This is a genomic window from Streptomyces griseiscabiei (assembly GCF_020010925.1).
Classification (GTDB): Bacteria; Actinomycetota; Actinomycetes; order Streptomycetales; family Streptomycetaceae; genus Streptomyces; species Streptomyces griseiscabiei.
Map to the genome: position 1 here is coordinate 339,068 of NZ_JAGJBZ010000002.1, position 19,782 is coordinate 358,849.

The 19,782-nt window shown below is 67.8% G+C and carries 19 protein-coding genes; 8 read left to right on the forward strand and 11 right to left on the reverse strand.

Annotated elements, in window-relative coordinates; all coding sequences use genetic code 11:
• Positions 1–41: 41 nt before the first annotated feature.
• Positions 42–5,144 carry a hypothetical protein gene (locus tag J8M51_RS19100; RefSeq protein ID WP_218781445.1) on the forward strand — a complete coding sequence of 1,701 codons (5,103 nt, stop codon included), beginning with the start codon at positions 42–44 and terminating at the stop codon, positions 5,142–5,144.
• A 224-nt stretch (positions 5,145–5,368) separates the two neighbouring features.
• A complete protein-coding gene (locus tag J8M51_RS19105; RefSeq protein ID WP_143673197.1) occupies positions 5,369–5,749 on the forward strand; it encodes a hypothetical protein in 381 nt (126 codons plus the stop codon).
• Positions 5,750–5,752: 3 nt separating this feature from the next.
• On the opposite strand, the gene J8M51_RS19110 is transcribed toward J8M51_RS19105, so the two are convergent.
• The 5 genes from J8M51_RS19110 to J8M51_RS19130 form a co-directional block, all read right to left on the reverse strand.
• Positions 5,753–6,085, reverse strand: a complete 333-nt coding sequence (locus J8M51_RS19110; RefSeq protein ID WP_143673198.1) for a hypothetical protein — start codon at positions 6,083–6,085, stop codon at positions 5,753–5,755.
• An 88-nt stretch (positions 6,086–6,173) separates the two neighbouring features.
• Positions 6,174–6,575 carry an ASCH domain-containing protein gene (locus tag J8M51_RS19115; RefSeq protein WP_086756095.1) on the reverse strand — a complete coding sequence of 134 codons (402 nt, stop codon included), beginning with the start codon at positions 6,573–6,575 and terminating at the stop codon, positions 6,174–6,176.
• Positions 6,572–7,687, reverse strand: a complete 1,116-nt coding sequence (locus tag J8M51_RS19120) for a hypothetical protein (RefSeq protein WP_086756096.1) — start codon at positions 7,685–7,687, stop codon at positions 6,572–6,574. The genes J8M51_RS19115 and J8M51_RS19120 overlap by 4 nt, the downstream gene beginning before the upstream one ends.
• Positions 7,688–7,715: 28 nt before the next feature.
• Positions 7,716–8,192, reverse strand: coding sequence for a hypothetical protein (locus J8M51_RS19125; protein ID WP_086756098.1), 477 nt, complete (start codon positions 8,190–8,192; stop codon positions 7,716–7,718).
• Positions 8,186–8,647 (reverse strand): ATP-binding protein, encoded by a 462-nt coding sequence (locus tag J8M51_RS19130; RefSeq protein WP_267299328.1) that lies wholly within the window; start codon positions 8,645–8,647, stop codon positions 8,186–8,188. The genes J8M51_RS19125 and J8M51_RS19130 overlap by 7 nt, the downstream gene beginning before the upstream one ends.
• 104 nt (positions 8,648–8,751) lie before the next feature.
• On the opposite strand from J8M51_RS19130, the gene J8M51_RS19135 reads away from it, so the two are divergent.
• Together J8M51_RS19135 and J8M51_RS19140 are read left to right on the forward strand one after the other, a co-directional pair.
• On the forward strand, positions 8,752–10,077 hold the full coding sequence (locus J8M51_RS19135; RefSeq protein ID WP_086760325.1) for a helix-turn-helix transcriptional regulator: 1,326 nt from the start codon (positions 8,752–8,754) through the stop codon (positions 10,075–10,077).
• Positions 10,074–10,892: a class I SAM-dependent methyltransferase gene (locus J8M51_RS19140; RefSeq protein WP_267299329.1), complete on the forward strand. Its 819-nt coding sequence runs from the start codon at positions 10,074–10,076 to the stop codon at positions 10,890–10,892. Before J8M51_RS19135 ends, J8M51_RS19140 begins: the two co-directional genes overlap by 4 nt.
• 12 nt (positions 10,893–10,904) lie before the next feature.
• On the opposite strand, the gene J8M51_RS19145 is transcribed toward J8M51_RS19140, so the two are convergent.
• From J8M51_RS19145 to J8M51_RS19160, 4 genes are all read right to left on the reverse strand, one after another.
• Positions 10,905–12,596: a relaxase/mobilization nuclease domain-containing protein gene (locus tag J8M51_RS19145; RefSeq protein WP_086757327.1), complete on the reverse strand. Its 1,692-nt coding sequence runs from the start codon at positions 12,594–12,596 to the stop codon at positions 10,905–10,907.
• On the reverse strand, positions 12,586–13,137 hold the full coding sequence (locus tag J8M51_RS19150) for a MobC domain-containing protein (protein WP_179203181.1): 552 nt from the start codon (positions 13,135–13,137) through the stop codon (positions 12,586–12,588). Before J8M51_RS19150 ends, J8M51_RS19145 begins: the two co-directional genes overlap by 11 nt.
• A 372-nt stretch (positions 13,138–13,509) precedes the next feature.
• Positions 13,510–14,682: a DUF3631 domain-containing protein gene (locus J8M51_RS19155; RefSeq protein ID WP_086757360.1), complete on the reverse strand. Its 1,173-nt coding sequence runs from the start codon at positions 14,680–14,682 to the stop codon at positions 13,510–13,512.
• A gap of 574 nt (positions 14,683–15,256) precedes the next feature.
• Positions 15,257–15,451, reverse strand: a complete 195-nt coding sequence (locus tag J8M51_RS19160; RefSeq protein WP_019889361.1) for a helix-turn-helix transcriptional regulator — start codon at positions 15,449–15,451, stop codon at positions 15,257–15,259.
• 120 nt (positions 15,452–15,571) lie between these two features.
• On the opposite strand from J8M51_RS19160, the gene J8M51_RS19165 reads away from it, so the two are divergent.
• Positions 15,572–16,075 (forward strand): helix-turn-helix transcriptional regulator, encoded by a 504-nt coding sequence (locus J8M51_RS19165; RefSeq protein ID WP_086757331.1) that lies wholly within the window; start codon positions 15,572–15,574, stop codon positions 16,073–16,075.
• A gap of 21 nt (positions 16,076–16,096) precedes the next feature.
• Entirely contained in the window at positions 16,097–17,251 is a 1,155-nt protein-coding gene (locus J8M51_RS19170; RefSeq protein WP_086757333.1) for a tyrosine-type recombinase/integrase, read from the forward strand.
• A 7-nt stretch (positions 17,252–17,258) separates the two neighbouring features.
• Here the strand turns inward: J8M51_RS19170 and sodN are convergent, their stop codons facing one another.
• On the reverse strand, positions 17,259–17,654 hold the full coding sequence (sodN, locus tag J8M51_RS19175) for a superoxide dismutase, Ni (protein ID WP_005480378.1): 396 nt from the start codon (positions 17,652–17,654) through the stop codon (positions 17,259–17,261).
• 156 nt (positions 17,655–17,810) lie between these two features.
• On the opposite strand from sodN, the gene sodX reads away from it, so the two are divergent.
• Entirely contained in the window at positions 17,811–18,284 is a 474-nt protein-coding gene (gene sodX, locus J8M51_RS19180; protein ID WP_086757362.1) for a nickel-type superoxide dismutase maturation protease, read from the forward strand.
• Here the strand turns inward: sodX and J8M51_RS19185 are convergent.
• Positions 18,188–18,817: a CGNR zinc finger domain-containing protein gene (locus J8M51_RS19185; protein ID WP_086757334.1), complete on the reverse strand. Its 630-nt coding sequence runs from the start codon at positions 18,815–18,817 to the stop codon at positions 18,188–18,190. The two genes, sodX and J8M51_RS19185, sit on opposite strands and share 97 nt — an antisense overlap.
• A gap of 125 nt (positions 18,818–18,942) precedes the next feature.
• On the opposite strand from J8M51_RS19185, the gene J8M51_RS19190 reads away from it, so the two are divergent.
• On the forward strand, positions 18,943–19,701 hold the full coding sequence (locus tag J8M51_RS19190) for a class I SAM-dependent methyltransferase (RefSeq protein ID WP_086757335.1): 759 nt from the start codon (positions 18,943–18,945) through the stop codon (positions 19,699–19,701).
• Positions 19,702–19,782 lie beyond the last annotated feature (81 nt).

Below are 19,782 nucleotides of genomic sequence, written 5' to 3' on the forward strand. Positions count from 1 at the left end.
AGCCGTGCGGTCACTGATAGCACGATGCCACCGAGGAATACATGAACGAGTCTGTTGCCCCGGACGCTGCTGCTCGGTCCGAGGGCGAGGCGGCGTCTGGACCCGCTGGTGCTCCCCACAATGCGACCGCCGGTGGCGCCACCGCCGCAGCCGGCGAAAGCGAGCGAGGATCGAGCACCTACGCGACGGGCGGCGGCGGCGTTTCGTTCGCACATCGCGTCGCGGCTGTCTATCTCGCTGACATGTTGACCGGTGTGCGACGGGCGGAGGCATCTGAGCTGCCGGTCAGGAGGGTGTCGTTCCAAACTGGTCCGGCGCATCCTGTAGATGACCTTCTTGTTGATTGCGGCGATGAGTCAGGCGAGGTCACCCTTGCCGTGGCATGCCGCGCAACGCCGGACTTCGTCCCGAGCCATGACGAGACGGTGAAGCTCGTCGGGTCGCTGCTTTCCGAAGTCGGAAGGTTCGACACAGACACTCACCAGGTCGCCGTCGCAACCGCCGGCCGGTCCAATCAGTGGGACCACCTCGCAACGCTCTGCGATATCGCGCGGGCCCATGCGGACCCGGAGTCATTCCAAGCATCCATGGACGTCGATGGCCGCTGGTCGAAGCCGGTGCGTGAGCGGCAGAAGCATTTGCTGAAGATGGTCGAGAAGGTCATCGAAGACGGCACGCTACCGCAAGAGGTCCTGCGGTTGGCGTGGCGGCTGCTTGGTCGGCTGCGCATCCTCAATTTTGCGGTCCAGAGCCCGGACGAAGGTGACCGCGCGGCGGTCGCAACGTTGCTGGACGGCGTGGCCTCAGCTGCCATCGATGGAGCGGTGGTCCGGAACCAGCTTGAGGTCGAGGCAACCCGCTACGACGCGACGGGCGCAGTGGTGGACCTCAAGGTGCTTCGCCGTGACATTCACGTGCTCTTGGACTCGGCCGCGACTCGAAGCCGGCACGCGTGGTCGGTGCTCGCTGAGCAACGCAAGCTGGCTGTTGCCCGTGTGCGGACCACGATCGGTGATGAGGCGTCTGGCGGGCCGGTCGAGATCTCGCTCGCCGACCGCCGCGAGCAACTCACTGGGGCCCTGAGCGAGGCAGGTACTCGTATTTCGGCACTGTTGGTATCCGGTGAGTCGGGCATCGGTAAGAGCGCGCTGACGCTGTCGGCTGTCGCAGAGTTGGAAGCCGCAGACCCCACCGGGTTCCAGGGCGTGGTGGTGAACTTCCGCGGCTTGCCGCAGTCGAGCTTGGAGCTGCGAGCTGCGCTCGGGATGTCGCTGGAGGACGTGCTTGCGGAGACATCGGCACCGTCTCGGGTCCTAGTCATCGATGCGGCCGATGCTGCTCTGGAGCGGTCTGCTGGCCTGTTGAGTGACCTGGTGCTGGCAGCGGCTGCGGCGGGTGTTGGGCTCGTTGCGGTGACATCTGACGTGGCACTGGGTTTCGTGCGGGAGCAGGTGGAGCTGGGGTTCTCGAAGTCCATTTCGTCTTTTGAGATGCGACCGTTGGGCGATGAGGACATATCTATCGTCTCAGACCACTTTCCGCTTTTGCGTACGGTTCTGCGAGACCTGCCCGTGAACTCGCTGCTGAGAAGGCCCGTTGTACTGGACCTTCTGGCTCGAACCGGGGCGGAGCCAGATAGCTCACTGGGTGAGTGGGAGTGCCTTGATCTGGTGTGGAGCAGGATTGTACGGGGCGACGGGCGGCCCGGTGTCGGCTCGGCGGAGGCACGCGAACAGACACTGCTCGCGGTAGCCGCAGAGACCATGAAGCTGCCCAAGGACCGTCGACCTGGCGCAGGCGTCGATGCCGCAGCGGTCGACGCGCTGCGTCGGGATCATCTGCTCGCGCCACCGAGCCGGTATCGGAACCAGCCGGACTTTGCACATGACGAAGTCCGACGGTACGCGACCGCAATTCTTCTCGTCCGTGGTCAGAGCCCCGCCGAGTTGCTGCAGGCAGCGGGAGCGCCCCGGTGGGCGCTGTCGGCCACCACTCTTGCGTGCGAGGGACTACTGAAAGCACCGGACGCTCGGCCCGTCCGGAAGTTCATCGAACTGTGCTCGCAGTTTGAGGTGTTCGCGGCAGCACGCGGACCCCGGTGGAGTGATGTTCCGGTGGAGGCGGTTCTGGCGACTCCATACGCGTACGAATGCCTGAAGTCAGCGTGCATGGATCAGTCGGTCGGCCTGGTGCTCGGCGACGTGGTTCGAGTTGTTCAGCAGCGGTATAAGGTCAACGGACTGGTCGACCGTCTAGTCACCAATTCCGTTGTGCAGTTCCTCCTTGATGATGAAAAGCCGTGGGACGTGTCGAAGGAGTCGTTTGAACTGCTCGCGGACTGGATGCAAGCCCTGTCCCTAGCGGACGTTCCGGCTGGCAACGAACTACGAATCCGACTTCGGGACCGTCTTCTTGCCTACTGGAACTCGTTCCCTCTACGCAAGACCAGCGGGGAAACGCCGTCTGGGGGGACGTCGCAGCGTCGGCGACGCCGACGCGAGCTGGATTACCACCTGACGAAGGAAGCGTTCGTCGAAACTGTGGCCCTGCTCGGTCCGGACATCGATGATGCCGTCGAAAGGTGCCTTCGAGTTGTTGCGGAAAATGCGCCAGCGTTCCTGGCTCCGGCTGTGGACTCGCCGTTTAGCGCCCGAGCCTTGGCGCAGAAGGACCCGGAGCTATTGGCGACGTTGATGGCGGCCTACTACATCGACGACGAGCCAAGCTGGCACCGAGATGAGGGTGTCCGGAGGCATCAGGGCCGGTGGACCGGTGTCGGACCACCGTTCTTCCAGTACTACTTCGGCGGGTTCTGGCAACTGTTTCAGACAGCGCCGTTGCCGACCTCGGCGCGGGTTTTGAACAGCATCCTGAACAGCGGTGCGCGGTCACGCGTAGCGACGCTGTCGCGGCCTAGTCCGCCTTACGCGTTGACTGATCCCTTTGATGACGGGGACGAGGGTGCTGATAGTGAGACAGAGAACGGAGAGGTTGAAGAGCGCGGTGCGGTCCTGAACCTTGACGGTACTGCTCGCTTGTATGTCGGCGACAGCCACGTGTGGAGCTGGTACCGGGGCACGTCGGTGGGCCCGTACTCTGCTATGAGCGGACTCCAGGCGATGGAACGCCTTGCCGACGCGGGGTTGAGCCGGGGTGCCTCACCGAGGGTGGTTGTCGAGGCCCTCTTGAACGGCTGCGAGAACCTGGCGGTTCCAGGGATGCTATTCGGTCTGCTGGTGCGCCACATTGAGAAGGTCGGCACCGAACTCGACCTTTTTCTCGCCGAACCTGTCGTATGGGAGTTGGAGTTTGGCCGCAGGACGAGTGAGTACGTAGGGCTGCGTGCAGCAACCGAGGGGCTCGCAAACCTTGAACGTCGCCAGTGGACACCGCGTGAGGTAGCCATGTGGCTGATGGTGCACGGCGGGCAGGAGCGTGCCCAGGCTTTGAAGAAGGTTGCCGACAAGCTTGTCGAGAACGGCGACCGGCTGGGCATTAGCCAGGAGCGTACGAAGAACTGGGCCGCCAGCCTGGACCCGGAGCAATATCGAGTTAAGCAGCATGGCGATCAGGTCTACATCGAGGTCGAATCACCACTTGAGCTGCAAGCCGTGCAAGAAGCGCACGCGGCTCACCAGGAGGTCGTGCAGACTAGCCTGCGGCTGCAGAATCGGTACTGGGGCTCGGCCAAGCATGACGCGGAGTACGTGCTGCCCTCGTCGGAGGAGATCGCTGCGGACCTGGCGGCAGGACGTGCCTTGGTCGAAGCCGATGAAGAACTGATGCCGAATCGGCCTGTGGACGCCGTTGCCCATGTCGTTCGAGCAGCGATCGAACGAGCCGCCGCTGGTGATATGGAGGCGCTGGGCAACGAAGAGCAGTTCGTAACTGAGTTCGTCATCGGCATCGCATTGTTGTTCCGGGAGGCCGAGGATCAACGTCAAGAGGATCAGTTCTTCGATCTTGGTGCCGATCGAGCCGTGGCTCAAGCCTTGCCGGCGTTTCTCACACCCGCACTGGCAGCGCCGCTGGAAGCGGTTGGCGTCTCGACCGAAGATGTTGCCGAGGCTGGTCTTGCGATGGCAGGCAAGGCGTCCTTGGAGACTCGGCTGTACCTGGCGCGTGGATGCGATGTCGTCTGGAGGTCCCCATGCCACCTCGACCCTTGCATCCACCGGACCGCGTTGAACTGGTTGCTTGAGAGTGCCCGTGGCGCAGAAATCGGTCCGTGGGACCAGCACGGTCAGCGACGGTCGAATGTCCTGATTGCCGGCGACGTTGCCGAACGCCTCCAAGCGCTATCGGGTGACTCCGTTGACATCGCGGTTCTGGATGCAGCCATTCGCGGACTTGGGGCAGCCGCGTCGACGGGCCACTGTTGCACCGACGACGCAGCCACGCTCCTCGCCGCGTTTCTCGACGTCGAGCGACGCGCCATGGTTGCGCAGGAGAAGCAGGGATGGACCGCGGACGACCGCGGGACGCACAGCCTGGTCGCCGCACGGGCTCTGCTCGAAGGCTTCGCGAAGAGCGGTGATGCCGGACCGGCGCTCGAACACCTCGACGTCCTTCGCGCAGACGCAGGGCTGATGTCGAATTTTCTCCACGGTCTTGCCGCGACAGGTGCAGAGAACGAACGCTTGGCTGAAGCTGCCCGAGGTGTCTGGCCGTCGTTGCTGCGCCATGCCATTGGCTACCTGAATGACGACTCGAGTCCCTACCGTGACCATCATTGGGGCGACTGGGCTGCCGCTGCCCTGCTGCCGGACCCTCTTCCGTGGACGCAGGGCTTGTACAACGAGGTCGTTGGTGAGCCCGTCGACTGGGTCCGCGCTGAGGACCTCGTTGCGTCAATCGACGATTGGCTGCCGATCGCTCGCGGGGAGGCCAAGTCCGTCGATGCGCTCATCGGCATCTTGCGGAAGCTCTCGGAGGAAGTGCAGGCTACCCGTGGCGTGCATTGGGTTTCCGACTTCTGCATTCAAGATGGACGTGTCACGGTCAAGCAGTCGTGGCTCTCGAACAGCTGGCTCAAGGAAATTCGCAGGCCGGCCGAGGAACTCGGCAAATTGGACGAGTGGCAGATGCTCGTCGACTCGTTGGTCGTCGCTGGAAATGAGGGGCTGGCGCCTTACAGCAGGTGATGCCTCAGGGGCTGCGCGACGTCTCTTGAGACTTCCGGAAAGCGGCATTGTCGGTTCGCTGATGGAGACTCTGTTCTTACGGGTACGGAAATTCCTGGGCTGGGTGCAGGAAACTACGGCGACCTGTGGGCTGAGGAAACCTGCCCCGACGAGTACAACTTGGCAGTCTGGCCGGTACCCCGGCCCCCTGCGGGGGACGGGGTACTTCTCGTATGCTCCGGCGCATGCGACGCACCTTCATACTGCTCGCCCTCGCCGCTCTCCCGCTGGCCGGCTGCACGACCGAGGAGGACAAAGCCGCGAGGTACTGGGACGGGTACCGGTTCGGTGAGCAGATGGCGACGGACTACGCGAAGCGTGTCCTCGACACCAACTTCACGTACTGCACGACCGGCGGGGAGGTGGCCGCCCGGCAGGACATGTGCACCCGCCCCGGCGGCCCCGACACCCGGTACCCCGCCTCCGTGGGACAGCGGGAGTGCGCAGAATCGCTCCCTAGCGGCCTGGATGGCGACGAGCGCGACGCATGGAACAAGGGCTGCATCACCGGCATGGCTCTCGATGTGCCGGACGTCGTGACGTACGGGGCCGATCCTCAAAAGTGAGCCTCAGGGCAGCCTTGTTGGCTGGCTGGATCGGGTGCCGGACGGCTGCGGCAGGGCGTCTCCTGTTGGCTCTTCTTGCCAGGCGTTCCGGAGACGTTCGTCCATTTCAGCCGTCAGTTCAGTCAGCCGCGCGTACAGCACCTGTTCTTGCTCGGACAGGCTTCCGGACTTCATCCTCGCCAGCAACTCTTCAGTCGCATCGGACAAAACGCCCCGGCAGGTCTGAGCCGCCTCGTTGAATCCGCGATCGTACACACTGAAGTAACAGGCGCGTGCGGTCTCCTCGACCCCCTCCTCGACCGCCTCTCGTACCGCGTAGCCGATCTTGTGCAACATCTGCTGGCCCCTCGACATGCTGCCCCTCCCCTTCCCCGTACTCGACACCGAGTTGCTGAAGGTACCGCCCGGCTAGCCCAGTTGGCGATCACGACCGCTTGCGCTGCCTCCCACCTTGCGAAAGCCCGAACTGATGATCAGCGGTACGTTCGATTTCGATGGCCAGAGCCCCCAGGGCTTCCTTCTTGGGCGGGTAGATGGCTCGGATGTTGTTGAGTTGCTGTTCGCGAGTAGCGGTTGGATTGATGTTGGCCGGTCCCTCGCCGTCGAGCAGGGCTTCGAAATTGGCGTATTCGGTCACCCGCTTGACGTTCACCTTGCAGGTTTCGTCCGTGCCCTTGACGCGGAAGCAGATGATGTCGCCTGCACCGAGATCGGTGAGGTGCGGGTATTTCACCCGCACCTCGATGGTCTTGGTGCCTGCTGCGACGAGGTCGAAGTACTGGCGGTAGAGGTTGAGTTCGTGGACGCGGGCGGTGGTGTCGGTCATGGGGCGGGAACGCTCCTGGTGGCTGGTGCGGTCATCATGCGGCCGATCTCGGCGGCCGAGTACGCGCGGAAGAAGTGGCGGGGGTCGGACAGCAAGGTATCGGTCATGGCCAGCAGTTGCTCGGAGTACTCCACGACGGTGCCGGGCCACTGTCGGGTGTCGAGCATCCAGTCGTCCGCACCCATGGGCAGGGCTGCGCGGCCCTCGCGGATCAGCGACTTGGACAGCTTGGCGCCGGTGTCGGTGACGACCTGCGGGCAGAACAGGCGGGCAGGCATCTGGGCGCGGGTGAGGCCGACCGATTGGAGGGCTTCGTCGACGAGGTGGGAGCCGAAGACCCAGTCGCCGCCCTTGACCATGACGTGCAGCGTTCCGTGGGGGTTGGACACGGAGAGTTCCTTAACCGCATTGCGGTACAGGGTGGCCAGGTCGAGGTAGGCGCCTCCGGTTGGCGTGATGGTCGCCCGGTAGGGGCCGTAGTGGAGGCAGACGGCAGCGACTTGCGCGGTCTCGCGGTCGGTGAGGTGGACTCGGGTGCGTTCGGCGTGTTTCTCGGCCCAGCCGCAGTCGGGGTGAGGGCAGGGGACGCGCAGGTGTGGTGTGCCGGTGGAGGGGGCGAGCCACCAACGGGCGGCGTCGAGGCGGGGCAGGAGGCGGAGCCATGTGCGGCGGAAGTGCTCGCCGGCCTGCTGCTGGCTGTAGGTCTCGATCCGGTGAGGGATGCCCAGGCACCGAGAGAGCGCGGTGAACAGGGGTTGGTAGAGGGCATTGACGAGGTCCGTCAGGGCCCCGTGGCCGAGGGCCTGGGCGTAGGCGCGTTGGTATCGGTGACCGCTGACCGGGTCGGTGGTCAGTTCGTAGGGGGCGTTGTCGAGGGCGCTGAAGAGAACCTCGGTGGGGATGCTGAAGCGGTCGCGGAGGCGGGCGGCCATGGCGAAGGCCAGGGACTGCACGAGTGAGGTGCCGATGTGGGGGGCGCCGTTGATCTGGGTGCCGACGACCAGCACGATCCGCTCCGGTGGGGTGGCCAGGATGCGTGGAGTCAGGACGTCCTCCGCGTGGTGTAGGGCGTTGGCGAGGACGGTGTTCGGTGAGACGGGGTGGGTCGTCACGGGATGTCCCCCTGAGGTGGGTTGGGGTTCATTCGGTTCGGGTGTGACCGAAGAGGAGGCGCTGGCGGAGCGTGGCGCTGTCCAGGTAGGTGTCGATTTCCGCAGGGGCGGCGCTGCGGGAGAGTGGGTCGAGGCCGAGGACGATGGCCGCCGGGGTTCCTTGGCCGAGCAGCAGAGTCCAGGGGCGGCCGGTGGGGATGCGTTTGCGGTAGGGGGTGCCGTCGAAGCGCAGGGCCACTTCAGCCGGGGCGATCAGACGAAGGCGTGGCCCGATGTCCGGCGGGGGTGTGGTGGCGGGGCCGAGGTGTAGAGCTTCGGCAACGGCGCGAATGCCTTGCTCGATGACGGCCGGCCTCTCGTAACAGCTGCGGGGCGGTTGGGGCACCAGAAGGAGGCAGCACAGAGTGGCGCCGGTCGGAGTGGTGTCCAACCACGTTGTGGTGGCCAGGGAGGCGATCAGTCCGGCGGAAGGCGTGAAGGACTCGGTGCGGGCAGGCGTCAGCATGTGGGCACCGCGCTGTGGTGGAAGGCGGCCCAGACGCACTTGCCGGGGCCCTCGCGTTTTTCCACGCCCCAGTGGTCGGCGACGGCAGAGACCAGCAGGAGGCCGCGGCCGTCGTCGGTGGTGCTCCGTGGCTCCTGCTTGGTGGGTGTGCCGTTGCCGCCGTCGTGCACCTCGATGCGCAGCACGGTGGCGTGCAGTTCGACGCGTAGGAGGACCTGACCGCCTGCAGGAGCTCCGTGCAGGACGGCGTTGGTGGCGAGTTCGGAGGTGCACAGGCGGATGTCGTCGAGGCGTTCGGTCCGGCCCCATTGGGTAAGGGTCTCGGCGACGAAGGAGCGGGCAGCGCCTGGGGTGGTCCGGCGTCGGTCGAAGAGCATCGATGCGTGCTCGACGGCGCCGTCGAGGGCTTGTTCCGGTGCGAGGGTGTCCGGCTCGCCGGGCAGTGTGCTGGGCATGGCCAACAGCCAACCGCCGTCGCTCGTTTGGGTCGGGAGCCAGCGTGGGGGCCAGGCGGGGGGCCACTATGGGGGCCAGAGTTCGCATGCTCCTGGGAGATGGGATGGGCGACACGGGGATCGGCACGTTGCTCATCCGGCTGCGCACTGGGCGTGGTTGGACCCAGCAGCAGGTGGCCGACGAATACAACGCCCTGGAGGGGCGGGCCGCCAAGACCGGTAAGGAGATTGGGCGTTACGAGCGCGAGGCGCGCATCCCGGTCCCGTACACCCGCAGGTATCTGGCGCAGGTGTTCGGCATCGACATCGGAGTGCTCGACCGTGCTGTGGCGGTCAGTAAGGGCCGCCAGGGTGGAGACAAGGCTGCGGAGACCGTTCCGGCGCGGCCTGTGGTGCCATCGCGATCAGGTGCTATGTCGGCGGCGGACGCGGTGATGTCGGCGGACTTCGCCCGGTTCATCGCGCAGCGCAACGCAGATGAGTTCGTCGTCGAGCAGTTGGAGGCAGATGTTGCTCGGCTCGCTCGCGCCTACGTCAGTCATCCGCTGATGGAGCTGTACATCGAGATCAAGCGGCTGCGGGACGGGGCGTTCGAGCTGCTGCGCGGACGCCAGCATCCCCGGCAGACTGCTGACCTGTACGTCGCGGCCTCACGGTTGTGTGGGCTGTCGGCGCACGTCTGCTTGGACCTGGGCGACTACGACTCCGCTGCCACTCACGCTCGTACTGCTCGGGCGTGTGCGGAGGCAGCCGGGCACGAGGGGATGCTGGCCTGGGTACGGGCCGTGGAGTCCCTGATCGCCTACTGGACGGGGCGGTACGAGCAGGCGGCGCGGCTGGCGCAGGCCGGCCGCCACCACCGGGCTCCCGGCAGCATCGGAGCCCGGTTGGCGAGCCTGGAGGCGCGTGCGCTGGCCATAGCCGGAGACCGGGTGGGCGCGGTGGCCGCCCTTGCGGATGCCGAGCGCTCCCGCGAGGCAATGCCCGGCCATGACGAGGTGCCGGGCATCTTCGCCTTCCCGGCCGCCAAGCAGTTCGCGTACGCGGGCACGAGCCACTTGGCCGTGGGCGGGAGGGAGCATGTCCAGCAGGCCATCGTCAGCGCGGACAGTGCGATCCGGCTCTACCGCAGTGCCGAGGACGATGATCAGTCGGTCGGCGACCTGCTCGCCGCCCATGTCGATCTTGCCCGCGGTCACCTGCTCCTGGGCGACCTGGACGGCGCCGAGGCGATGCTCGGATTCGTCCTCGACTCCCCGCCCGAGCGCATGTCGGCCAGCATCGTGCGTCGGCTCACCGCTCTGGGCCGGGAGCTGGGAGGGCCGCAGTACGGTGGAGCCGCGCACGCCGCGCACCTAAGCGAACGACTCCAGCACACGGCCGTCCTCGCGGCCTCACCCGCCGCCCATCCACCGGAGCTGCCGACGTGACCGAACTGTCTGCCGCACACGACGCCGCCGTCACCGACCGGAGCCGCCTTGCCGGAAGCGCCTACAACGGCGACCGGGATCTGGCTGCCCGCCAGTCGCTCTACCAGTGGCAGACACCCCGTTACGACCTGCCTGGCATCGTCGCCGAACAGCTGAGCGGCGTACGCGGGCGCGTAGTCGATGTCGGCTGCGGCAACGGTAAGTTCATCCAGCGGCTTCGCGACGATCGGCCCGAGCTGGCCCTGCTCGGACTGGACATCGCCCCCGGCATCCTCGCCAGCGTGCCCGGCCCGGTCGCCGTGGCGGATGCCACCCGCCTGCCTTTGGCCACGGCGAGCATCGACGCGGCTCTGGCGCTGCACATGCTCTACCACGTCCCGGACATCCCGCAGGCGGTCAGGGAGTTGGCTCGTGTCGTGGCTCGTGACGGGGCGGTGATCGTCTCCACCAACAGCGACCGGGACAAGGCCGAACTCGACGACCTGTGGCAGCGGGCTGCGGGCGACGTCCTCGGTACCGGACGCGGCCCGGCCCGCATCTCGCTCAGCGCCCGCTTCTCCCTGGAGAAGGCCCCGGCCTTCCTGGGCGAGGAGTTCGGCCGCGTAGAGACGATCGAACTGCCCGGCACCATCACGGTCCAGGACCCCAAGCCGGTCATCGCGCACATGGCCTCTTACCGGGCTTGGGCGGACCAGCACGACGTGCCTTTCGGGGCCACGATCGAGCGGGCCCGCTCGATCCTCGTCGATCACATTGCCCGGCATGGGGCCTTCGAGGTCACGTGCCTGGGCGGCATCCTCATCTGCCGTCGCTGACAGCCGACTTGGCTATCGCCGTCGGGCGCGTTCCGTAAGCCGTTCGCTCGCCGGCGTGGGTGTGGTCTGTGGTGCGGGCGTCACGGGTGCGGTCATGCGGGTGCTCAGCCTGCGAGCCGCCTGAGCACGCCTGTTCGGCTGCACGGCGATGCGCCAATTGAGGACCTCGGCGGGGCGATCGGCGGTGTCGAGTTCTCGGCGCGCGGCGACTTCGGCCAAGAGGCGTCGGGGGTTGTGGCCGGCGGTCTCGGCGCGGGCGAGGGTCGTGGTCAGGGCCGGCCAGGCGGGATCGGCGAGGACGCGGTCGGCGTGGTCGGGGAGGACTGCACGCAGATCCTGCTCGAAGCGGCTGACGGTTGTGGCGCGCGGTGCGCGACGGGCGAGATCCGCCAAGACCGGCTGGGCGGCCTGCTGGTAACCGGCCTGCAGGTGGAGGAAGGCTTCTTCGGCCGCTGCGGCTTGCTGCTCGTGGCCGCGCTGCTCATGCCACTTGGCGGCCGCCCGCGCCACGTGGAGCGCAGCGAAGATCAGGGCGATGGCGAGTCCGCCCGGATCGTGTGTGGCGTAGGCGAGTTCCTTGGCGGCTTCCCGTAGGGCGGTGGCGGCCTGGTGATCGGCTCGGATCGCCGAGCGGCGGGCCCGGTTGAACGCCATTGCCGCGGCTTGCAGTTCGGCCCGGTGTCCGCCCTTGGCGGCGAGGGCCAGGTTGTGGAGGGTGTCGCCGAAAGCATCCAGATGTCCCAGGGCCATGGCGTCGTCGCCCGAGTCGAGGGCGGTGTGGGCGTCGCGGACGGCGGTCTCGGCGCGGTGCCACGGTTCGGCTGGGTCTACCGCCTGCTCGGGGCGGTCGGCCAGATCCTGGGTGGGAAGGCGTTCGCAGAGGCGGTTGTAGGACAGGTCGGGAGCGAGCCGTGAGCCGCCGTACCAGACCGGCTCACCTTGGGTGGTGTCGTTGGGAGCAGCCAGGCTGTAGCCGGTCACCTCGCCGGTCTCGGGGCCTATGCGTGGCCTGACCTGGATGCCGAGGGAGCGCAGCACGGTGAAGTACTCGTCGATGCTGCGTACGGCGGCGGCGACCGCGTACGCCTGCTGGCGCAGCCACTCCCGCGCGGTCTCATCCCGGCCCTGGCGTTCCGCCTTCGCCCGCTCGGCGCCGGTCGGGGTACGCGGGGCGGTGAGGTCACCGGACTTCAGGCGGCGCAGCCCGAACTCGGCCTCGATCTTTCGGCATTCGCGCTGTGCCCGCCAGCCGTCCCGGTTCGTACGAGGGCGGCGGCCGTCGGCTCGGACGCTGGTGGCCATGATGTGGATGTGGTCGTCGGCGTGCCGGACCGCGATCCAGCGGCACGCCTGGTCGTCTCCCTCGGGGGCGATGCCCGTGGCGGCTACGACGCGGCGGGCAACCTCGGCCCACTCAGCGTCGGTGAGGTAGCGGTCGCCGGGCGCAGTGCGCACCGGGCAGTGCCACACATGCTGTGGTGGCTGCTTTCCGCCGAGTTCTCGGGTGCGCAGGTCGACGTGGTGGTCCAGGCGTCGGGCGAGCTGGGTGTAGGTGGCGGAGGGGGCGCGGCCAGGGTCGGGGGCGCCGGCCAAGTCCCAGGCGGCCACGATGTGGGGGTCGGTGTGTTCGTCGCGTCGCCCCTGGCCGAAGAGGTAGTTGATCAGGCCGAGCGTGCTGGCGCCGGTGGAGACGTCAGGAACCATGACCAACCCCTTCCGCCAGGAGCCGGTCCATCAGTGCGTAACTGGCCTGGGCGGCCTGCTCAATGCGTTCGAGGACGGCCTCGGCGCGCTCGGGTATCGCGCCGGAGTGGATGGCTGCCGCGACCTGGTTGAGGTTGGTGCCGATCCGGTTCAGCGCTTTGGTGTGCGCTTCGATGGCCTCCACCAGCGGGCGGATGGGGTCGTCCTCCGGGCTGCCGACCATGCCCGCCTTGCCGAGCGCGACGGCGAGGGCGGCGTCGCCGACGAAGCCGGCGAACTTCTGGTGGCGCCGCCTGGCCTCGGCATCGATGAGGCGGACCGCGGTCGGGGTGAAGCGGATCTTCTTCTCCTGGTCGCGTTTCTCGGTGGTGCGCTTGCGGTTCATCCGCGCGGGCAGCGCGGGAGCGTCGGGCTCACGCCACGAGGGCTGCTCAACGGCGGCGGGCGGTCGACGGGCAGACGGCTTGGCATGTGGGGTGACGGAGTCGGTGGCGGGCTGCTCGGCGCTGTCGGCGGCAGACGCGGTGCGGGGCTCGTTCACCCCCTCGTCAGGCTCGGGCGCCCGCTGGCGCCCGGCCCCCTCTCCCGCCGCCACCCCAGGGGCGGAGGTAAGCGCGGACGAAGCCCCGTTAGGGGCTCGTTCGCTCCAGCTTGCTGCTGTTCGTCGGTCCCGGTTGAACCAACCCCAGCGGCGGGGAGAAGGGGGGTTCGTGTCGTTCGCACTGTCCATGTTGGTGCTCCGGTGCAGCGAGGGATGGGGCTGTGTCACGTCCGTCGCATCCGTCGCACGCCTGGTCAGCACAGGTACGGACACGCGGGCAGGTACGGAGAACTCCGTCCCGGCGACAGAGTCCGTCCCCGCGCTGACCTGCGCGGGGACGGATGCGACGAAGTGATACGGACCCCGGTGGGATCAGAGAGCGCGCTTGGGTCCGGCGGGTCCACCGGGCGGGCCGACAGGCAACGTCCCAGCCGGGGCGGCGGGCAGCCTGCCCTGCGCTACGCGAGCAGGAAAAGCGCCGTATTCGGACTCGGGCGCCGCCTCGACGAGGTCGGGGCAGTTGCGGGCCCAGGCGTCCAGGAAGCGGTTGCGCATGTATGCCTTGGCCTGCCTGCCCTTGTCGAACCGGTAGTTGGCTGGGCTGATGTTGAAGTCCCGCAGCAGGTTGCTCAGGTGGTACGCGTTCAGCCCTTTGGTGCCGTGCTCCGCCCACGGGGCCTCGGCGTCCTGGAGCAGAGCAGCGACCAGATCCTGGGTGGACAGGGCCTCGGGGTTCTCCGCCTGCGCGAAGATGCGGTGGATGTCGCGCAGGAGCCGCGTCTTCAGGCTGCTCTGCTCGTCCTGGGCCGCCTCGTGGCGGGTCATGGCCAGGCAGGCGGCACGAGCCTGGGCGGGCCACTGGCCGCCGGCCAGGTCGGCAGTGATGACCAGCGGCTCCCAGGTGTCCGCCGCCCGGTCCTCCACCGGCATGTGCGGCACCATGCGGGCTGCCTGCCCACGCAGCGGACCCAGCCATGCGGTCAGCCGGTCACGTAGCGCGTTGAGTTCTGGCACCGAGTACCGAGAGCGGAAAGGGGTGACCCGTTCGCCCGGCTTGCGCTTCTGCATCCGCAGAACGACCGCCCGGTCCATGACCGTGTCCGGCAGGTCGCCGATCCCCGCGATGGCGGCCATGGCGAAGGTCGGGAACGGGGTCGGTTTGTGATCCGGACCGGAGATCCGCCAGGCGGGCCGGTTGCGCTGGTGGCCGGCATTCAGCAGGCCGCGCAGGATCTCGCTGTCGCCGCTCGCCTTGGGGCTGAAGATGGTGTCCGCCTCGTCCACCAACATGGTGGGCGGGTTCTTGCCGATGATCCGGAAGATGACCGCCGGAGAAGTGTTCACCGTCATCATCGGCTGGTGCACGGTCTCGTGGAGCACGTCCAGAACCCGGGACTTGCCGCACCCCTTCGTTGGACTCACCACCGCCAGACGCGGCGCGTGCTGCAGAGCCGTCTGGATGTGCGTGGCCGCCACCCACAGGGTGACCGCGGTCAGCGCCTCCTCGCTGGGCAGCACCACGTACTTGCCGATCGCTGCCCGCAATTCGTCCAGCAGCGCGACCCCGTCAGCAGTTACCTGCGCCCGCGCGCCCTCATGGGCGCCGTTGTCTGCCTTGCCATCGACGGGTGCGATCTCGTGCTGCTCGGCCTCCACGGGATTGTCGGTCCCGGGTGAGAGACGAGGACCGACGCCCCGGTCCCCATTGCGGTCCCCTGGTGCAACTCCCGCGTCTCGGGGACCGGTCCCCGTTGCCACGCTGCTGGCCTGCACGTTTCCAGCGGATGTGGATATGGGGACCGCGGCTTGCGGTGACAGGGGACCGGGTGCGTCGCGGGGACGGTCCCCCGGCATCGCATCAGCGGAGTCCTGGTCCCGGCGGCGCCAGGGGGTGCCCCCGCCGGGGACCGCTGTCGTGGGCCAGGCGGCGGGGGATGTGTTCGTCGTGGTGGGGGACATAGAGTCCTCCATAGACGTTCCTCTCCGGTGAGGGGCAGGACAGGCAACGTCCCACCCCTCACCAGCTCGTACGTTCAGGGATGGGCGATCGGCAGGGGAATCTCCGGCCCTCGGCGTTGGCGCGCCGGGGGCCGTTTCTGTGTCCGGAGCCTCCGGCGGCTCAAGAGGCCAGACCCCACTCGTCTCGGCCCTCGATCAGCGCCCGCTCGTAGCGCAGCAGCTCGGCCTCGGGGTACAGCACCCGCTTGCCGATCTTGATGCCGCGCGGGCCCTTCTCGATCTGGCGCCAGTAGCGGACGGTGCTCTCCGCTGTTCGGTAGCGCTCGGCTACCTCGGCGGTTGTCAGGTATCGCATGCATTCCCAATCGACTAGGCGGCAATCCGGTCTGCATAATTTGTACTCGACGATCGCCGGTTAACCAAATCGGCAAGTGTGTGTTTCAATTGGGAAAGTGATGGTCATGATGGAGGTCCGATGGCAGGCGACAAGGTCGACGGCGGTGAGGTGCCGCTGCTCTACAGCGAAGGCAACATCGCCGCGCGGGTGGCGCTGGAGCGCGAGGTCAGGGGGTGGAGCACTACCGAGTTGGCAGATCGGGTGTCCAAGGCCGGCGTCAAGATGAACCAGACCGCGGTCTGGCGCATCGAGAACGGCACCCCGCGCCGCCGTATCAACGTCGACGAAGCCCTCGCCTTCGCCCGCGTCTTCGAGCTGCCCCTCGAAGAGCTGATGTCCCCGCCGCTGGAAGGGCTGGACCTCGACAGCAGACGGCTCGTACAGGAAGCCGTCGAGGCGTACTACGAGACGCGCGATGCCGAGGACCGCCTGCACCACGCCGTCGTCGGCATCGCCGAGCACATCCAGGCCCACCCCGACAGCTCACGGGCCATTCACGAGCAGTGCCTTCGCCTCATGGGCGATGAGCGCGACGCCCGCACCCTCACCGAGCACATCGAGGGCGGCGGCTACCACCGATAACCAACCCAAGGGAGAAGCCACTTGGCGAACATCCAAGAGCGCCCCAACGGCAAATGGCGGGCCCGGTACCGAGACCTCGACGGCAAGGAGCACGCCCGCCACTTCGACCGCAAACTCGACGCCCAGCGCTGGATCGACGAGGTCACGGCCAGCATCGTGACCGGCCAGTACGTCGACCCGCAGGCCGGACGAATCACGTTCGAAAAGTACGCGAAGAAGTGGGAGGAGTCGCTCATCGCGAGCGAGGCGGGCGAGCGGATCACCGACAACGCGCTCCGGCTCCACCTCGTCCCGGCGCTTGGCTCCCGCGCGATGGCGGCGATACGCCGCAACGACCTCCAGGTGCTCTTCAAGAGCCTGTCCGAGCTGCTCGGCCCCGGCAGTGTGCGCAACATCTACGACGTCCTCGTACGCCTCATGACGGCGGCCGTGGAGGACAAGGTCATCGAGTCCAGCCCCTGCCGCCGGATTACCCTTCCGCCCATGCAGGACGAGGAGGTCACGCCGCCCACGGTCACGCAGGTCGAGGCCATGGCCCGCGTAATGCCGCCGTACATCCGCGCGGCGATCGTCACGCTCGCCGGATCAGGCTTGCGAATAGGCGAGTTGCTCGGCCTCAAGGTGTCGGACGTCGACTTCAAGGCCGGCACTGTTCGCGTCGAGCGCCAGCGCCTCCAGTCCGGGAAGATCGGCCCGCCGAAGACCGCCAAGTCCCGACGCACCGTCCCGGTCGGCGAGGTGGTCACCGACGCCCTCCTTGCGCACCTCGCCGCACGCCCCTCCAAGGAGTGGCTGTTCACGATGGAGGAGGGAGAGCCGCTCAACTACCGCCGCTGGAAGACGGAGTGGAACTGCGCTCGCAGGACGCTCCAAGCAGCGGAGAACGAGGCAGCCGAGCGCGAGGGCCGCAAGCCCGTCGAGCTGCCGCACATGGTGACCCACGACCTGCGCCACTTCTACGCCTCCGCCCTCATCGCCGGCGGAGCGAGCGTCAAGCAGGTCCAGCTGGTCCTCGGCCACGCGTCCGCCGTCATCACGCTGGGGATCTACGCGCACCTGTGGCCGGGCGAAGAAGACCGCACCCGGACCGTCATGGACGCCGTGCTCGGCGGCATGCGGACCGGGTGCGGACCGGTTGACCTGGCGACCAAGGAAATCGCAGGTCACATGGCGTGATCAAAGATCAAGCCTTCTTGGTCTCCCAGAAGATCTTGTCGATCTGGGCGATGTAGTCGAGCGCCTTCTGACCCGTGGCCGGGTCGGTGGACGCCTTGGCGGCCGAGAGGGCCTTGAGGGCGTCGTTGACCAGCTGGTGCAGCTCCGGGTACTTCTCGAAGTGCGGGGGCTTGAAGTAGTCGCTCCAGAGGACCGACACGTGGTGCTTGGCCAGTTCGGCGCGCTGCTCCTTGATGACGGTGGCGCGAGCCTGGAAGTGAGGGTCGTCGTTGGCGGCCATCTTGTCCTGCACGGCCTTCACCGACTCCGCCTCGATGCGGGCCTGGGCCGGGTCGTACACGCCGCAGGGCAGGTCGCAGTGGGCGCTGACCTTGACCTTGGGGGCAAACAGGCGGGAAAGCATGGAGCATTCCTTCCTCGTGATCGTCTTCTCAGGTGGGACATTACTCCCTGCGAGAGAGGTTTTCGCGAGTGCCCCCATGGGCTTAGGACAAAAGTCCGGGGTCAGACTGGGACCGGTGGAGCACCGGAGAGGAACGGACCGGGGAGGTGCCGGGTGATGCCGGAGCCGTCGCAGGAGAGCGGGCCTGGGAGTGAGGCGGGGAGCGAGCGGGGGAGGGCTCTCCTGCCCTTCGGGGTGGCCGAGGTCACGGGGCCCTCGATGGTTCCCACGCTGCGCCACGGGGACCAGTTGCTCGTCCACTACGGGGCCCGTCTCGGGGTCGGTGACGTGCTAGTGCTGCGCCATCCCTTCCAGCAGGACCTGCTCGTCGTGAAGCGGATCGCCGAGCGGCGCGAGGGCGGCTGGTGGGTGCTCGGGGACAACGCGTACGCGGGTGGGGACAGCACGGACTACGGGGTCGTCCCCGACGAACTGGTGCTGGGGAAGGTGCGGTTCCGGTACCGGCCCCGGCCCCGGCCCCGGCCCGCGGACGGTCAGCGGTCGCCGTTCGCGCTCGCCCGCTGGGCGCTCTCGGCCGCCAGGCCCGTGTTCGGCGACCGGTCCGCCTCCAGGCGCTTGCGGGCCCGGTAGGCGGCCACGTTGGCGCGGGTCGCGCAGCGGTCCGAACAGTAGCGCCGGGAGCGGTTGGTGGAGGTGTCGAGGTAGGCGTTGCGGCACGGCGCCGCCTCGCACAGGCCGAGCCGGTCCACGCCGTACTCGGTGAGGTGGAAGGCGAGGCCCATCGCGGCGATGGCGGCATAGCCCGCCGTCGCGTTGGAGGGGTGGTCCGCCAGATGCATGTGCCACAGCGGGCGGCCGTCGTCGTCCCGGAAGTCGTGCCCGGAGATCTGCGGACTCACCGGGAACTCCAGCAGCAGCGAGTTCAGCAGGTCCACGGCGAGGGTCTCGTCGCCGCCGTCCGCCGCCTCGAAGACCGAGCGCAGCCGGGACCGCACCGACCGGAACCGGGTGACATCGGCGTCCGTCGCCCGCCGGGCCGCCTGCCGGCTGGGTCCGAAGAGATCACGGACCGCCTCGACCGAGGTGAGCGCGTCCTTGCCCCGAGCCGGTTCCTCGGTGTTCACGAGGCGTACGGCATAGTCCGAGTAATGGGCCAGTTCCACTTGTAGTCCTTACGAGGGCGCTCTATTGTCGTGATGCGGTGTAGGTAATGGCTGCTCGTGCTTACAGGGTATTACGCGGTAGCGGGAAGTACGGGAGCGCGCGGTACACGGACGAAGGGGACCCCATGACCACCACGACCGGGACCGACTGGCACGCCTGGCAGGAGAGCTGGGACCGGCAGCAGGAGATGTACCTGCCGGACCGCGAGGAGCGGTTCCGGGTGATGCTCGACATGGTCGAGGCCTTCACCGGCCCCGAGCCCCGTGTCCTCGACCTCGCCTGCGGTACGGGTTCCATCACGTCCAGACTGCTCGCGCGGTTCCCGCAGGCCGTCAGCACCGGCGTGGACCTCGACCCCGCGCTGCTCACCATCGCCGAGGGCACGTTCGCGGGCGACCCGCGGGTCAGCCTCGTCACCGCCGACCTCACCGACCCCGCCTGGACGACCCGGCTGCCGTACGACACGTACGACGCCGTCCTGACGGCCACCGCCCTGCACTGGCTGCACAGCGAACCCCTCGCCGCCCTCTACGGTCAGGTCGCGGAACTCGTCCGCGACGGCGGTGTCTTCATGAACGCGGACCACATGATCGACGAGTCGACGCCCCGGATCAACGCGGCGGAGCGCGCCCACCGTCACACGGGTATGGAACAGGCCAAGGCGGCCGGTGTTCCCGACTGGGCCGAATGGTGGCAGCTCGCGGCCGAGGACCCGGTGCTCGCCGCGCCGACGGCCCGGCGTTTCGAGATCTACGGCGAGCACGCGGAGGGCGACACCCCCTCCGTCGACTGGCATGTCCGCGTCCTGCGCGAGAAGGGCTTCGCCGAGGCCCGCCCGGTGTGGTGCTCGCCCTCCGACTCGCTGGTGCTGGCCGTGAGGTAGGCCCCGGCCCGACGTGCGCCGCCGCATGACCGAGGGGCGGTACGGAAACCCGTACCGCCCCTCGGCCCGTCGCGCTACCGC

Coding starts and splice junctions, on each gene's coding strand:
- J8M51_RS19100 (WP_218781445.1), top strand. CDS start 42: ATGAACGAGTCTGTTGCCCCGGACGCTGCTGCTCGGTCCGAGGGCGAG.
- J8M51_RS19105 (WP_143673197.1), top strand. CDS start 5,369: ATGCGACGCACCTTCATACTGCTCGCCCTCGCCGCTCTCCCGCTGGCC.
- J8M51_RS19110 (WP_143673198.1), bottom strand. CDS start 6,085: ATGTTGCACAAGATCGGCTACGCGGTACGAGAGGCGGTCGAGGAGGGG.
- J8M51_RS19115 (WP_086756095.1), bottom strand. CDS start 6,575: ATGACCGACACCACCGCCCGCGTCCACGAACTCAACCTCTACCGCCAG.
- J8M51_RS19125 (WP_086756098.1), bottom strand. CDS start 8,192: ATGCTGACGCCTGCCCGCACCGAGTCCTTCACGCCTTCCGCCGGACTG.
- J8M51_RS19130 (WP_267299328.1), bottom strand. CDS start 8,647: ATGCCCAGCACACTGCCCGGCGAGCCGGACACCCTCGCACCGGAACAA.
- J8M51_RS19135 (WP_086760325.1), top strand. CDS start 8,752: ATGGGCGACACGGGGATCGGCACGTTGCTCATCCGGCTGCGCACTGGG.
- J8M51_RS19145 (WP_086757327.1), bottom strand. CDS start 12,596: ATGGTTCCTGACGTCTCCACCGGCGCCAGCACGCTCGGCCTGATCAAC.
- J8M51_RS19160 (WP_019889361.1), bottom strand. CDS start 15,451: ATGCGATACCTGACAACCGCCGAGGTAGCCGAGCGCTACCGAACAGCG.
- J8M51_RS19165 (WP_086757331.1), top strand. CDS start 15,572: ATGGCAGGCGACAAGGTCGACGGCGGTGAGGTGCCGCTGCTCTACAGC.
- sodN (WP_005480378.1), bottom strand. CDS start 17,654: ATGCTTTCCCGCCTGTTTGCCCCCAAGGTCAAGGTCAGCGCCCACTGC.
- sodX (WP_086757362.1), top strand. CDS start 17,811: ATGCCGGAGCCGTCGCAGGAGAGCGGGCCTGGGAGTGAGGCGGGGAGC.
- J8M51_RS19190 (WP_086757335.1), top strand. CDS start 18,943: ATGACCACCACGACCGGGACCGACTGGCACGCCTGGCAGGAGAGCTGG.